This is a genomic window from Pseudomonas sp. L7 (assembly GCF_046605565.1).
In the GTDB taxonomy this organism is placed as follows: Bacteria; Pseudomonadota; Gammaproteobacteria; order Pseudomonadales; family Pseudomonadaceae; genus Aquipseudomonas; species Aquipseudomonas wayambapalatensis.
In genome coordinates this window covers 4312761-4326408 of the sequence record NZ_CP176784.1, presented here as the reverse complement: position 1 = coordinate 4326408, position 13648 = coordinate 4312761, and the positions used below count along the sequence as shown (strand labels likewise).

Annotated in this window: 15 protein-coding genes; 7 read left to right on the top strand and 8 right to left on the bottom strand. The window is 63.5% G+C overall.

The annotated features are described in order from the left end of the window. Positions 1 to 29: 29 nt before the first annotated feature. A complete protein-coding gene (locus ACK3BK_RS19990) occupies positions 30 to 1481 on the bottom strand; it encodes an MDR family MFS transporter (RefSeq protein ID WP_186709308.1) in 1452 nt (483 codons plus the stop codon). A gap of 376 nt (positions 1482 to 1857) precedes the next feature. Here ACK3BK_RS19990 and ACK3BK_RS19985 point away from each other — a divergent pair, with 376 nt between their 5' ends. Beyond that, complete coding sequence (locus ACK3BK_RS19985; RefSeq protein ID WP_054894495.1) at positions 1858 to 2727, top strand: oxaloacetate decarboxylase; 870 nt, start codon at positions 1858 to 1860, stop codon at positions 2725 to 2727. 18 nt (positions 2728 to 2745) lie between these two features. Here ACK3BK_RS19985 and ACK3BK_RS19980 read toward each other — a convergent pair whose 3' ends face one another. Further along, complete coding sequence (locus ACK3BK_RS19980; protein ID WP_186667276.1) at positions 2746 to 2919, bottom strand: hypothetical protein; 174 nt, start codon at positions 2917 to 2919, stop codon at positions 2746 to 2748. A gap of 111 nt (positions 2920 to 3030) precedes the next feature. Then, entirely contained in the window at positions 3031 to 3939 is a 909-nt protein-coding gene (locus ACK3BK_RS19975) for a LysR family transcriptional regulator (RefSeq protein WP_411383144.1), read from the bottom strand. Positions 3940 to 4043: 104 nt separating this feature from the next. Here ACK3BK_RS19975 and ACK3BK_RS19970 point away from each other — a divergent pair, with 104 nt between their 5' ends. After that, on the top strand, positions 4044 to 4919 hold the full coding sequence (locus tag ACK3BK_RS19970) for an MBL fold metallo-hydrolase (protein ID WP_411383143.1): 876 nt from the start codon (positions 4044 to 4046) through the stop codon (positions 4917 to 4919). A gap of 29 nt (positions 4920 to 4948) precedes the next feature. Beyond that, the gene (locus ACK3BK_RS19965; RefSeq protein ID WP_288374733.1) at positions 4949 to 5563 is read left to right on the top strand and encodes an NAD(P)-dependent oxidoreductase; all 615 of its coding nucleotides are present in this window, start codon (positions 4949 to 4951) and stop codon (positions 5561 to 5563) included. Positions 5564 to 5632: 69 nt separating this feature from the next. Here the strand turns inward: ACK3BK_RS19965 and ACK3BK_RS19960 are convergent, their stop codons facing one another. Then, a complete protein-coding gene (locus tag ACK3BK_RS19960) occupies positions 5633 to 6508 on the bottom strand; it encodes a LysR substrate-binding domain-containing protein (protein WP_411383142.1) in 876 nt (291 codons plus the stop codon). A 112-nt stretch (positions 6509 to 6620) separates the two neighbouring features. On the opposite strand from ACK3BK_RS19960, the gene ACK3BK_RS19955 reads away from it, so the two are divergent. Then, on the top strand, positions 6621 to 8255 hold the full coding sequence (locus ACK3BK_RS19955) for a 5-guanidino-2-oxopentanoate decarboxylase (protein ID WP_411384498.1): 1635 nt from the start codon (positions 6621 to 6623) through the stop codon (positions 8253 to 8255). Between the two features lie 15 nt (positions 8256 to 8270). Here the strand turns inward: ACK3BK_RS19955 and ACK3BK_RS19950 are convergent, their stop codons facing one another. Further along, on the bottom strand, positions 8271 to 9194 hold the full coding sequence (locus ACK3BK_RS19950) for an AraC family transcriptional regulator (protein ID WP_186667271.1): 924 nt from the start codon (positions 9192 to 9194) through the stop codon (positions 8271 to 8273). 202 nt (positions 9195 to 9396) lie between these two features. Between ACK3BK_RS19950 and ACK3BK_RS19945 the strand changes: the two genes are divergently transcribed. Both ACK3BK_RS19945 and ACK3BK_RS19940 read left to right on the top strand, forming a co-directional pair. Beyond that, positions 9397 to 9690, top strand: a complete 294-nt coding sequence (locus ACK3BK_RS19945) for a putative quinol monooxygenase (protein WP_186667270.1) — start codon at positions 9397 to 9399, stop codon at positions 9688 to 9690. A 109-nt stretch (positions 9691 to 9799) separates the two neighbouring features. Further along, the gene (locus ACK3BK_RS19940; protein WP_065862393.1) at positions 9800 to 10033 is read left to right on the top strand and encodes a hypothetical protein; all 234 of its coding nucleotides are present in this window, start codon (positions 9800 to 9802) and stop codon (positions 10031 to 10033) included. On the opposite strand, the gene ACK3BK_RS19935 is transcribed toward ACK3BK_RS19940, so the two are convergent. Then, positions 10034 to 10639, bottom strand: a complete 606-nt coding sequence (locus tag ACK3BK_RS19935) for a flavin reductase family protein (RefSeq protein WP_411383141.1) — start codon at positions 10637 to 10639, stop codon at positions 10034 to 10036. Between the two features lie 118 nt (positions 10640 to 10757). After that, a complete protein-coding gene (locus ACK3BK_RS19930; protein ID WP_200603796.1) occupies positions 10758 to 11084 on the bottom strand; it encodes a hypothetical protein in 327 nt (108 codons plus the stop codon). Between the two features lie 355 nt (positions 11085 to 11439). Here ACK3BK_RS19930 and ACK3BK_RS19925 point away from each other — a divergent pair, with 355 nt between their 5' ends. Then, the gene (locus ACK3BK_RS19925; protein ID WP_411384497.1) at positions 11440 to 12192 is read left to right on the top strand and encodes a hypothetical protein; all 753 of its coding nucleotides are present in this window, start codon (positions 11440 to 11442) and stop codon (positions 12190 to 12192) included. A 117-nt stretch (positions 12193 to 12309) separates the two neighbouring features. Here ACK3BK_RS19925 and ACK3BK_RS19920 read toward each other — a convergent pair whose 3' ends face one another. Beyond that, entirely contained in the window at positions 12310 to 13629 is a 1320-nt protein-coding gene (locus ACK3BK_RS19920; RefSeq protein WP_411383140.1) for an MFS transporter, read from the bottom strand. Positions 13630 to 13648 lie beyond the last annotated feature (19 nt).

Genomic DNA, 13648 nt, shown 5'->3' with positions numbered 1-13648 from the left:
AAAGGGGCCGCGTTGCGGCCCTGGTCTTTTCAATGCCCGCGTAATTGCCGGTCCGGCAACGCCAGTGCTGCCAGCAGCCCCAGCAGTGCTGCGCCGGCACTGGCCAGCAGCAGGTATCGGAACGTCACCAGCAGGTGTGCCTGGGTCGCCGGGTCCGTCTCGCCGCCCTTCAGGCTGCCCAGCAGCGGGTTGCCCAGCACCTCCAGCCCTCCGACATGCAGCAGCGCCAGCAGCAGGCTGGACATGCAGGCCACACCCATCGCCCCGCCCAGGGAGCGAAACAGGTTGGTGGTGCTGGTGGCTACGCCGATATCCTTCATGTCCACTGCGCTCTGTGTCCCCACCAGCGAAGTCGGGAACTGCAGCCCGCAGGCGATGCCGGTCAGCAGCATGAACAGCCCGCCCAGCCAGGCTGATTGCGGCGGAGTTAGGGCCATGCCGAGGATCGCCAGCGGCATCAGCAGCGCGCCCGCCAGGATCTGTGGTTTGTAGCGCCCGGTGAAGGTGGTCAGGCGGCCTGCGCTGAAGGCGCCCAGCGGCAACCCCATCGCCAACGGTAGCAGGTGCAGCGCGGCGCTGTCGGCGCCGGCACCGGTGATGCTCTGGAAGCGCAGCGGCATGAGCATGGTCAGCGAGATCGACTGGAAGCTGGCGAAGAAGATCACGCACCAGCACAGCACGGCGACCCGGTTGCCGAACAGCTTCAGTGGCAACAGCGGTTCCTGGCAGCGGCGTTCGTGGGCGACGAACAGCGCCAGGCCCAGCACCGCGCAGGCAATCAGGGCTAGCACCGGCGGCGCGGTCCAGGCATGGCCCTGGCCGACCAGGGTGATGCCCAGCAACAAACTGCCCAGGCCCAGGATCAGCAGCAATGCACCGATATAGTCGACCTGCGCTTCCCGGCGTTGGACCGGCATGCCCATCAGCGCGCGGCGGATCACCCACCAGGCGCAAAGCCCCAGCGGCAGGTTGATCCAGAACACCCAGCGCCACGACAGGTACTCGGTCAGCCACCCGCCGAGCACCGGGCCAGCCACGCTGGCCAGCGCGTACATGCTGCTGAAATATCCCTGGTAGCGTCCACGCTCGCGAGGCGGGACGAAGTCGCCGATGATTGCCTGGCTGACCGAGACCATGCCACCCGCGCCGATACCTTGCAGCACCCGCGCCAGCACCAGTTGTTCCATGTTCTGGGCCAGGGCGCAGAAGATCGAGGCCAGGGTGAACAGTGCGGTGCCGGTGAGGATCATGCGCCGACGGCCATAAAGGTCGCCCAGCTTGCCGTAGATCGGCACGGCCACGGTCATGGCCACCATATAGCCGGAGATGACCCAGGCCAGCAGGCCGACATCGTTGAACTGGGCGGAAATCGCTGGCATGGAGACGGCGACAATGGTCTGGTCGAGGGCACCAAGAAGAATCGCCAGCATCAGCGCGCTGAGCACGCTGCGCAAGACGGCGGGAGGCAGGGCGGCGGTCACGGGGTCACACCTTGTGGTCGGAGGTCGTGAAATTGTGCTGTTCGTCGGCGGCCCGTGGCGAGTGAAATGGCTGCAAACGCGATGAGGATTGTAACCTGAGTTAGGTAGCTTCCTATGTACTGTCTGCATCGCCTATGCGCGATCGGCATAAGCGCTTTCACACGAACGCGCATGGCTGCGTGATATCGTGCAAGTTCATAGCAGCCGAAATACACTGGTTTGCACCCATTTGGTGCATTGTGACCCAGGTTTCCGCATCGCTGTAATCCCCCACTTCTCTTCCACTCTCTGCATGTCATGTCTATGACAGGCGGAGGGTCCCGGTTCAGGGGCGGTAGTCAGCCAGTTCGATTTTTCACGTTTATGCGGAGTGATCATGCCCAAGGCTTCCCACCAAGATCTGCGTTTTGCCTTCCGCGAACTGCTCGCGTCGGGTTCGTGCTATCACACAGCTTCAGTCTTCGACCCGATGTCGGCGCGCATCGCCGCAGACCTGGGCTTTGAAGTCGGTATCCTCGGCGGCTCGGTCGCGTCCCTGCAGGTGCTCGCCGCCCCGGACTTCGCCCTGATCACCCTGAGCGAATTCGTCGAGCAGGCCACACGCATTGGCCGCGTCGCCCAGTTGCCGTTCATTGCCGATGCCGACCATGGCTATGGCAATGCGCTGAACGTCATGCGTACGGTGATCGAGCTGGAGCGCGCCGGCGTGGCGGCGCTGACCATCGAAGACACCCTGCTGCCGGCCCAGTTCGGTCGCAAGTCCACCGACCTGATCTCGGTGGAAGAGGGCGTCGGCAAGATCCGTGCAGCGCTGGAGGCACGTGTCGACTCGTCGCTGTCGATCATTGCCCGCACCAACGCCGGCGTACTGACCACCGAGGAAATCATCGTCCGCACCCAGAGCTACCAGAAGGCCGGTGCCGACGGTATATGCATGGTGGGGGTGAAGGATTTCGAGCAACTGGAGCAGATCACCGAGCACCTGAACGTGCCGCTGATGCTGGTCAGCTACGGCAATCCGAACCTGCGTGACGACGAACGCCTGGCGCGCCTGGGCGTGCGCATCGTGGTCGATGGCCATGCAGCGTACTTCGCCGCGATCAAGGCCACCTACGACTGCCTGCGTCTGCAGCGCGGGCAGCAGAACAAGTCCGAGAACCTCAGCGCCACCGAGCTTTCGCACACCTACACCCAGCCTGAGGATTACATCCGCTGGGCCAAGGAGTACATGAGCGTCGAGGAGTGACCGACAGGCGTTGTCGGGCTACCTGAGAGCGCTCAGCGTTGCAGTGTGCGGGACGCAGTGCTCGTGTGCGCAACTGGCCGCGGTACTGGGCTGGCTGCGCAGCAGCTCGACGCGCCAGCAGGCCGAACCGTAGAGCCCGGCCACGGCGACCAGGGCCAGGACGATCGCGCAGCGTCTGGATTTGATGCCCATGTTGCCTACCTCCTGCTGTGACCACAGGTGATGCCTGTAAGCATAGGTCAGGGCGCAGCAATTGCCTGGAGCGAGCATCGAGATCGGTGTGATTTCCGTAGCAGCGGCGCGCTAATCCATCTGCCGATCCCACAGCGGTTCTTCACTGAACCGCTGGGCAAGAAAGTCCAGCATGCTGCGCAAGGTTGCCGGCATGTGTTTGCGTGAGGTGTAGACCGCATTGAGGTTCAGCTCCCGTGGTCGGGCCATGGGCAGTAACTTCACCAGCTCGCCGCGACGCACTGCGCAAGCGGCCTGGTAGGTCGGCAGCATGGCGATTCCGGCACCGGCCAGGGCAGCCTTCTGCAAGGTCAGGGCCTCGTTGGCGCTGATGTTGCCCTGCACGGGCACCGCGACCTGTTCACCGGCCACCTCGAAATGCCACAGGCTGTGGCCGAAGTAGGCGTGGGTCAGGCAGTTGTGCTGGGTCAAGTCCTCGACTCGCTGCGGCGTGCCGTACTCGTGCAAGTAGGCGGGGCTGGCGCAGACCACCGAACGGCAGACGCTCAGGCGCCGGGCAATCAGGTTCGGGTCCAGGTCGTTGCTGGTGCGGATCGCCAGGTCGATGCGCTCGTCAACCAGGTTGACCGTGCGATCGAGCATCTGCAACTCCACCTTCACTCCCGGATAGCGCTTCACGTACTCCGCCACCGCATCCACCAACTGCGCCTGACCGAACGAGGTGCTCACGCTGATGCGCAGCTCGCCGCGCGGTGCGTCTTCAGGCGCACGCACCGCTGTCTGCAGGTCGCAGGCCAGTTCCAGCATCTGTCGGCAGCGTGGCAGGGTGTCCAGGCCCGCGGCCGTCAGGCTCAGCTTGCGCGTGGTGCGCTGCATCAAGCGTGCGCCGACCCACTCTTCAAGCTCGGCGAGGTAGCGCGATACCACAGGCCTGGAAAGCTCCAGGTGATCTGCCGCGGCCGACTGGCTGCCCAGGTCGACGACGGTGACGAACACGCGCATGGCGTTAAGACGATCCATGATTTGCCCGATTTCAGAAACAAACTATGTTCAAGCATCGCATTTTTTGTGACGGATCGGGCAACTAAGCTGTGTTCCATCGTCCCGCTTTCAGGAATCTCTCCATGTCGATTTTCACTCCACTGCGCAGTCTGATGCTGGCCTGTGTTGCCCTGACGGGCCAGGCAATGGCGGCCGATCCGCTGCACCTGGATGTCTACAACCCAGGCCATGACGCACTGTTCCCGGTCAGTTCGGTCATCGTCAGTGGCGAGCGGGAGGCCGTGCTGGTGGATGCGCAGTTCGGCAAGACCCAGGCCGAGCAGGTGGCCGAGCGCCTGCGCGCCAGCGGCAAGCGGCTGACCACCATCTACATCAGCCATGGCGATCCGGACTACTACTTCGGCCTCGACACCCTGATCCAGGCGTTTCCAGACGCCAAGGTGGTTGCCTCCGCTGCCACCGTGGCGCACATCCGCCAGACCATGGACGCCAAGCTGGCCTACTGGGGCCCGCAGATGGGCGCCGACAAGCCCACGAAACTGGTCGTGCCCCAGGTGTTGGCCGGTAACCGCCTGGAGCTGGAAGGGCAGACGCTGGAAGTCGTTGGCCTGGACGGCCCGCAGCCCGACCGCAGCTTCGTCTGGATTCCCTCGATCAAGGCGGTGGTCGGTGGTGTTGTGGTTTCCGAGAACATTCACGTATGGATGGCTGACACCCAGTCGGCCCAGTCCCACACCGACTGGCTGGCAACCCTCGCCCACATCGAAAAACTGGCCCCGCGCACAGTGATCCCGGGTCACTACCTGGGCCAGAGCAGCCGTTCGCTGGACGCCGTGCGCTTTACCGCAGGCTACATCCGCGCCTTTGACAGCGAGACGGCCAAGGCCCGCGATGCGGCGGCGCTGATTGCTGCAATGAGCAAGCGTTATCCGAACCTGGCCGATGAAAGCTCGCTGGAGCTCGGTGCCAAGGTCGCAAAAGGCGAAATGAAGTGGTAACCCCCTACAACCCTGATGGAGTGTTTCCCATGAGCAAGATCGCAATCATCGGTGCCACTGGCCGCGCTGGCAGCCAGTTGCTGGAAGAGGCCCTGCGCCGTGGCCACAGCGTTGTCGCCATCGCCCGCGATCCGTCTTCGCTGCAGGGCCGTGAAGGTGTCACGGTCAAGGCGCTGGATGCCAGGGACAGCGCTGCGCTGCAGGCGGCTGTCACGGGCGTTGATGCTGTGCTGAGCGCTGCACACTTCTCCACCCTCGAGCCGCAGGCAATCATCGAGCCGGTCAAGGGCGCCGGGGTCAAGCGCCTGCTGGTGGTTGGTGGTGCCGGCAGCCTGCTGCTGCCGTCGGGGCAGCGGGTGATCGACAGCCCGGACTTCCCTGAGGCCTACAAGGCCGAGGCCAGCGCCGGCGTGCGTTTTCTCGATACCTTGCGCCAGGAGCCGACCTTGGACTGGACCTTCCTCTCGCCTTCGGCCGAGTTCGTCGAGGGTGAGCGCAGCGGGCGCTATACGCTGGGCAAGGATCACCTGCTGATCGGGGCCGACGGCAAGAGCTGGATCACCTTCGCCGACTATGCCATTGCCTTGATCGACGAGCTTGAACAGCCTGCCCATACGCGCCAGCGCTTCACTGTCGGGTACTGATGTCGCGCATCGGCTGTAGCAGCAACGGGCTTGTTCAAAAGCCAAAGGCCATTCCAGTCCTCTCCGTTCCTACAGGCCGGCGCGTGCCTGCAGCCAGTCCAGCAACTCGCCGAGCCCCGGTGGCAGGCTCTTCGACGGGCAGACCAGGTAGTAACCTTTGCCCGTCATCACCTTCAGCGCGAAGGGCATGCATAACCGCCCACTGCGCAGGTCATCGCCGATCAGCGCCCAGTCGCCGATGGCCACGCCGGTTCCCTGCGAGGCCATGGCCATCGCCATGTCCAGTGTCTCGAAATGCTGGCGTCGGCCCTGCGGCTCGAACGCAGCGCCAGCCGCCTGCAGCCAAAGGCGCCAGTCATGTTCGTCGCGCGAGGGGTGCAGCAGCATGTGCTGCGCCAGGTCCTCCACTCGCTCCAGAGGCACCCCGCCTTGCAGCAACGACGGTGCGCACACCGGCGTCAGTTGCTCGTCGAACAGCTTGAGCACCAGCGAGCCCTGGGCGGGCGGGCTGCCATACACCACTGCAGCATCGAAACCTTCATGACGAAAATCCACGCCGTGCTGCACGGTGGTGGTCAGCTCCACCGGCACATCCAGGCGCAGCGCCTGCCACTCCATCAGCCTCGGCAGCAGCCAACGCATCACGCAGGTGGGTGCCTTGAGCTGCAAGGTCGCGGTGCGCGCGCCGACCTCGCGTACGCCCTGTTCGATCAGGGCGAACACCTGCTGCACCCGCGGCAGCCAGTCCTGGCCTTCACGGGTCAGGCTCAGGCCACGGGCCTGGCGCTGAAACAGGGGATAGCCGAGCTGCTCCTCGAGCCCGGCGATCTGCCGGCTGACAGCGCCCTGGGTGATGTGCAACTGCTGGGCGGCACGGGTGAAGTTGCAGTGCTGGGCGGTGACCAGGAAGGTGTGCAGCGCGGGCAGGGGAGGGAGTCGTTTCATCGCGGCAAGCCATGATCTGGAGACATGGCTAGTATGTGTTTTTTTGCATTGTCGCGGTAGCCGCGGCTTGGTTCCATGGGCACTGATTTCAACAAGAATCAGGGTAACGATGATGGCAACCTGTGGCGAAGTACTGGTCAAACTCCTCGAAGGCTATGGCGTAGATCATGTGTTCGGGATTCCCGGCGTGCATACCGTAGAGCTCTACCGCGGGCTTGCGCGCTCGTCGATCCGTCATGTCACGCCGCGCCACGAGCAGGGCGCCGGCTTCATGGCCGATGGCTACGCGCGCACGCGCGGCAAGCCTGGGGTGTGCTTCATCATCACCGGCCCCGGCATGACCAACATCACCACGGCCATGGGCCAGGCCTATGCCGACTCGATCCCGATGCTGGTGATCTCCAGCGTGCAGTCGCGCAATGCACTGGGCGGTGGGCGCGGCAAACTGCACGAGTTGCCGAACCAGTCTGCGTTGGTGGCCGGCGTTGCCGCGTTCTCCCAGACCTTGATGAGCGCCGATGACCTGCCCCAGGTACTGGCCCGTGCCTTCGCCGTGTTCGACGGTGCCCGGCCACGCCCTGTGCATATCGAGATCCCGCTGGATGTGCTGGTCGAGCCAGCCGACCACCTGCTGCAGGCTCGACCGGTACGCACCAGCCGTGCGGGCGCCGCGCCACAGGTCGTGGCGCAGATGGCTCAGCGCCTGGCCAAGGCCCAGCGCCCGCTGATTCTCGCCGGTGGTGGGGCGCTGGCGGCAGGCGATGCCCTGGCGCAGTTGGCCGAGCAGCTCCAGGCACCGGTGGCCCTGACCATCAATGCCAAGGGCCTGCTGCCGGCTGCCCATCCGTTGCAGATCGGTTCGACCCAATCGCTGCCCGCAACCCGCGCCCTGGTTGCCGAGGCCGACGTGGTCCTGGCCATTGGCACCGAGCTTGCCGAAACCGACTACGACGTGACTTTCAAGGGCGGTTTCGAGATCCCTGGCGGCCTGCTGCGCATCGACATCGATCCGGACCAGACCGTACGCAACTACCTGCCTGAGCTGGCGCTGGTCGCCGATGCCAAGCTGGCTGCCGAAGCCCTGGTTGCGGCGCTGGCCGAGCAGCCTGCGGTGCGTGACCAGCGCTGGGGCGCTGCCCGTGCCGAGCGCCTGCGCAACGACCTGGCCGCTGGCTGGGACCAACCGACCCTGAGCCAGACCCGCCTGCTTGCCGCGGTGCTGGAAACCTTGCCCGATGCCGTGCTGGTGGGCGACTCGACCCAGCCGGTCTACACCGGCAACCTCACCCTCGACCTGGACCGTCCGCGTCGCTGGTTCAACGCTTCGACCGGCTACGGCACGCTCGGTTATGCCTTGCCGGCGGCGATGGGCGCCTGGCTTGGCAGCGCCGAAGTGATGGCTGAACGGGCCCCGTCGGTATGCCTGATCGGTGACGGTGGCCTGCAGTTCACACTGCCGGAGCTGGCCAGTGCAGTGGAGGCACAGGTGCCGCTGATCGTCCTGCTGTGGAACAACCAAGGCTACGAAGAGATCAAGAAGTACATGGTCAATCGCGCCATCGAGCCCGTGGGCGTGGACATCCACACCCCGGACTTCATCACCGTTGCGCAGGGGCTGGGTGCGGCGGCCGAACATGTCGGCGATGTGGCGCAGTTGCAGGCTGCGCTGGCGCTGGCAGCGCAGCGCAAGGGGCCGACCCTGATCCAGGTGGACCAGGCTCAGTGGCAGGCAGCGGTGGCTGGCTGAGGTACTCGCGCGGGGTCAACCCGCGCTTGAGCGCAGGCGCGCCATGTCGCGAATCGGCGGCGCGCCGTACAGCCGACTGTACTCCCGGCTGAACTGCGACGGGCTTTCATAGCCCACCCGATACCCCGCCACCGCAGCCTCCAAACCATCGTTGAGCATCAGCCGCCGGGCTTCCTGCAGGCGCAGTTGCTTCTGGTACTGCAACGGGCTCATGGACGTCACGGCCTTGAACCTGTGGTGCAAGGTCGAGGTGCTCAGGTTCACTTCCCGGGCCAGCTCTTCGATGCGCAGCGGCAGGTGAAAATGCTTGTTGAGCCAGGTGATCGCCTGGCTCACCCGGTGCGTCTGGCTGTTGGCCAGGGCAATCTCGTACAGACGATGCCCCTGCGGCCCGCGCAGCAGGCGGTAGAGGATTTCGCGGCGAAACAGCGGGGCCAGCATCGGGATGTCGCGCGGGGTATCGAGCAAGCGGACCAGGCGCAGCAAGGCATCGAGCAGGTGCGCATCGGTCTTTTCCACATACAGCCCAAGCCCGGACTGCACGTTGGGCACCAGCATCGGGCCGCTTTCGGCAATCAACTGGCTGATCTCCGCCGCGTCCAGGTCGATCCGCAGCCCAAGCACAGGGTTTTCCGGGCTGGCGTCGAGCCTCACCCGACTGATCGGCATGGTCACCGACACCACCATGTAGTGCAGCGGGTCGTAGGCATACTGCTGATCGCCCAGGAACAAGCTCTTGCTGCCCTGGGCCATGACGCAGAGAGCCGGCAGGGCCAGGCCCGGCTTCGAACGGATGTTGTCTTCGTAACGCGACAGGTATAGCTGCTCGATGGCCGTCGGTGGTCCGTGGGGGTCGCCTGCGTGCCTCAGGATCAGGTCAGCGAGTTCCAGGCGCTGGTTTTCCAGGGTCGGGTCGAGAGCGGCAAGGGCAGTGGTCATGATCGAATTCCTTCAGGGACCGGGCCAGCATAGATTTGGGCAACATCCGGCGCTAGCCAAATGCTGCCGACCGATTGCCTGATCCTGCATTGCGACAGGATCAGGCAATCGGCAGACAGAAATGGCCTAACGCAGGGTGCGGGCGAAGACCTAATCTTGGCAGCCTGGCTTTTCCGTCCCGCCTGCTTCAAGGAGATCGTTCATGACCTTGCATCAACCGGTCACACACTTGGCTTTCATCCGTGCCAGCAGCGGTCGTTCGGTGGAACTCGGCATGCGCCTGCGCGACCTGCTCGAGCCTTCGCTGCGCAGCCCCGGCTGCCTGGCATTCACCGTCCAGCGCTCCCAGGTTGACGCCGACCTGTGGCTGCTCAGTGGTAGCTGGCAGGACCAGCAGGCCCTGCGCGGTTACTTCGCCTCACCGACGCTCGAGGTGTTCGGCGATCTGGTGCAGGAGCGGGTGGTGGCGAGCATGGACCTGCAGACCTTTGATTGAGGGTTGGTTGGGGGGCTTTTTCGCGGGCACGCTTGCCCACGAAAAGGCCACTACCGTAACGCCTGCTGCAGTAGAATCCCGCCCCTCGATCAACAGCTGGAGCACAGCAATGGCACGCAGAGAATTCCCGGGCTTCGAAGCCGTTTCGGCGATGGTCCCGGTCGAAGGCGGCGGCTACCACGCGGCAATCGCGGTCAAGGCCCTGCACATGGGTGGGGCACCGCGCTTTCACAAAGTTCTGGAGGGTCAGGTGTTCAAGTCGGCACTGGCCGCTGACGAGGCGGCCTGTGCCGAGCTCGAACGCCTGCAGGGCGTCGGTGAAGAGGGCGAGCTGGCCTGGTGATCAGGCCAGCGGGCGGCGCATCTTGAACAGGTTGCCCAGCTCGAAGTAATCCGCCGGGCCACCGCCACGCAGGATCGGCTCGGCGGCAGCCGTGTCGTAGATACCCTCCTTGAGCAGGTGGTCGGCGATATGCACGGCCACCACCTCACCCAGGATCAGCCAGCTGGGCACCAGCTCCTGATCGGCGCGCTTGAGCTGAATGATCTGGCTCACCTTGCACTCGAAGTTCACCGGGCTTTCGCCCACCCGCGGCACGCTGACCACTTTCGAGGGGCTCGGCGTCAGCCCGCTCAGCTCGAATTCGTCGATATCCGCAGCCACTGCCGCGCAGCTCTGGTTCATCTGCTCGGCCAGCGGGCGCGTGGCCAGGTTCCAGACGAACTCGCCGGTCTGTTCGATGTTGTTCAGGCTGTCTTTGCGCCCGACGCAGCAGAAACCGATGATCGGTGGAATGTAGTTGAAGGCGTTGAAGAAGCTGTAGGGCGCCAGGTTCAGGCGACCTTCGCGATCATGGGAGGAGATCCAGCCGATGGGCCGGGGGCCGACGATGGCGTTGAACGGGTCGTGGGGCAGGCCGTGGCCTTTGGCGGGTTCGTAGTAGTGCATCTGCGCAGGGCCTTGGCCCTTCCTCTGGGACGGACGAGACGCCTAGTGTGCCAAGCCTTGAGCTGGCTGGGAATGATCAAGCCCGGCCAAAGCCGGGCTGGGTGACACGCATCAGTGATCAGCTGATGCGGTGGGCGTTGGTGCGGCTGAAGCCATCTTCGGCGAAACGCTGGCCGCCAGTGCGGTCGAAGCCGTCTTCGGCGAAGCGTTGGCCGCCAGTGCGGTCGAAGCCGTCTTCGGCGAAGCGTTGGCCACCAGTGCGGTCGAAGCCGTCTTCGGCGAAGCGTTGGCCACCAGTGCGGTCGAAACCGTCTTCTGCGTAGCTGGCCGATTGGCTTTGTGCAGCGGCGAAGGTGTGGGCGTTGGTGCGGTCAAAGCCGTCTTCGGCGAAGGCACCTGCGGCGAAGACCGAAAGGGCCAGGGTCAGGATCAGTTGGTTTTTCATGGTCGTTGCTCCAGTAGATTCGAGGGGGTTTGTTCTTGCTATGGATCTCATGCTACGCCGATTAATTTGATTAAAAAGCGCAAAAAATTACGTAAAATAATCAATTTAATCGATGTGTTTGTGCGCAAGGTGTCCAAATAAGTCGCTGTGGGCTCTACCCCGCAGCATGCGGCCTATCAAATATCCGAAAGCGTTCTGTCAGCGCTTGTACGTTGCTCCACCTCAATTAATGGCGAGTTAAGGACTCAACCCTCCGTCGCTCTCGATGCCGAACGGTTTTTTCATTCCTTTCCAACCGATTTTTCAGACGTTGATCTTCAACATCGCCGCATTCCAGAAACCGGAGCGGTACATGATGAATAAACTTCCGCAAATCACCTTGGCCTTCTGGGTCATGAAGATCTGCGCCACCACGCTGGGCGAGACGGCTGGCGACCTGCTGTCGATGACGCTCGACATCGGCTACGCCATGAGTTCGCTGTTGTTGATCAGTGTTTTCTTGCTGACGTTGCTCACCCAACTTTATTCCCGCCGCTATCACCCAGTGCTCTACTGGCTGGTGATACTGTCCACCAGCACCGCTGGCACCACCATGTCCGATTTCATGGATCGCACGCTCGGGTTGGGTTACGCCGCAGGTTCAGCGCTGCTGATCGGCATCCTGCTGTTGACCTTCGCCCTGTGGCGGCTGAGTGGTAATCCACTGGATGTCACACGTATCCGCAGTCGTGCGGGCGAGTTGTTCTACTGGGTTGCGATCCTGTTCTCCAACACCCTGGGCACCGCACTGGGCGACTACCTTGCAGATGATTCAGGCCTGGGCTTCGCGGGTGGCGCCCTGCTGATCGGCAGTGCCATCGTGTTGGTGGCTATAGCGCGTTACTGGACCCGAATCCCTGGTGTGGTGTTGTTCTGGGTAGCCTTCGTGCTGACTCGGCCATTCGGTGCAACCCTGGGCGATTTCCTCACCAAGCCATACGAAAAAGGCGGTCTGGACTTTGGCACGATCGGCTCTTCCGTGGTGTTGGGCGCGATCCTGCTGGCGCTGGTGCTACTGGCCACCTACTACCAGCGTCGTCAGCCGCAGCAAGTGTTGGAAGTATCCTGACCTCAAGAAAAAAGGACTGACGCGAACGGTACAAATGCCCGCAGCAGAGCTTTTTTGCGGCCGCAAAAAAGGGTCGTTCCACCGGAACGACCCTTTTCAATTACAGCGAACGCAGAATCAGTCAGTGGTGATGCGCGAGTGCTGCTTGGTGTCCTTCATGGTCGCGTAGACCAGCAGCGAGCAGGCGATGCAGCCGGTGACGTACCAGTAGAAGCCGGTTTCCATGCCGACGCTCTTGAACCACAGGGCCACGTACTCGGCGGTGCCACCGAAGATCGACACGGTCAGTGCGTAGGGCAGGCCAACGCCCAGGGCGCGGATTTCGGTGGGGAACAGCTCGGCCTTCACCACGGCATTGATCGAGGTATAGCCGCTGACGATGATCAGCGCCGCCATGATCAGGAAGAACGCACCCCACCAGGTCTGGATGGTGTGCAGGGTGCTGAGGATCGGTACGGTGAACAGGGTGCCCAGCACGCCGAAGGCGATCAGGATCGGGCGCCGGCCGATCTTGTCGGACAGCCCGCCGATCACCGGTTGCAGGCACATGAACAGGAACAGGGTGGCCGCCGAGATGGTGGTCGAGTCACTGATGCTCATGCCCACGGTGTTGACCAGGTACTTCTGCATGTAGGTGGTGTAGGTGTAGAAGGCCAGGGTGCCGCCCATGGTCAGGCCGACCACGGTCATCAGCTCCTTGGGATGGCGCATTAGGGTGCGCATCAGGCTTTCCTTGGACTTCTCTTTCTTGGTGAAGGAGGCGGTCTCTTCCATGCCGCGGCGCAGGTACAGCGCAACCACCGCGCACAGCGCGCCGATCACGAAGGGAACACGCCAGCCCCAGGCATACAGTTCTTCGGTGGTCAGCACATTCTGCAGGATGATCAGCACCGCCAGGGCGATGAGCTGGCCGGAGATCAGGGTGACGTACTGGAAGCTGGAGAAGAAGCCACGGCGTTCCTTGCTGGCCATCTCGCTGAGGTAGGTGGCCGAGGTGCCATATTCACCGCCGACCGACAGGCCCTGCATCAGGCGTGCGATCACCAGCAACACTGGCGCGGCGACACCGATGGTTTCATAGCCAGGGGTCAGGGCGATGACCAGCGAGCCTGCACACATCAGCAGTACCGAAGCCATCAGCGCAGCCTTGCGGCCCTTGCGGTCGGCGTACAGCCCCATCAGCCAGCCGCCGATCGGGCGCATCAGGAAGCCCACGGCGAAGATCGCGGCGGTGTTGAGCAGTTGTGCGGTGGTGTCGCCAGCAGGGAAGAAGGCTTTGGCGAAGTACAGCGAGAATGCGGCGTAGACGTACCAGTCGTACCATTCGACCATGTTGCCGATCGAACCGCTGAAGATCGACTTGAGACGACTGGCGGTGGTTTTTTCCGCGGCGGGCGCAGTGGCCGCCCCGGCGGGCAGGGTGGTGGCGTTATCCATCAGGGATACCTTCTCGTTG